This window comes from Cognatundibacterium luofuense, from assembly GCF_018139685.1.
GTDB lineage: Bacteria > Pseudomonadota > Gammaproteobacteria > Burkholderiales > Burkholderiaceae_D > Undibacterium > Undibacterium luofuense.
Window position 1 is genome coordinate 1 of the sequence record NZ_JAGSPN010000500.1, and the last position, 306, is coordinate 306.

The 306-nt window shown below is 51.6% G+C and carries 1 protein-coding gene; it reads right to left on the reverse strand.

Annotated elements, in window-relative coordinates:
- Positions 1-306 (reverse strand): DUF1631 family protein (locus KDM89_RS21405; RefSeq protein ID WP_212689807.1); only part of this gene is annotated, 306 nt, incomplete at both ends.

Here is a 306-nt window from a genome sequence, read left to right on the forward strand (position 1 = left end):
TGCGCTCTGCCGCATGCTGTGCCGCCTCGACCGCAATTTCAAATTGCTTATCCGGCGACAGTTCCAACGGTGCCCGCACAATCGAGGCATGGCATTCGGCCAACTCTGCGAAAAAGCGTACGCGGTCAGCATCTTCCCATTTGATCAGACTGAGCCATTTATTCAGACGTGCCAAAATCGCTGGTAAACGGTTGAGTAACTCTTGTCTGTCCTGCAGGGTAATCTTAGGCTTCACACTCCAGATCAAATCATCCATGGTGCGAATTGCATCTTCCACCGCCTGCGGTTTTTCTTCTTTGACGCTGT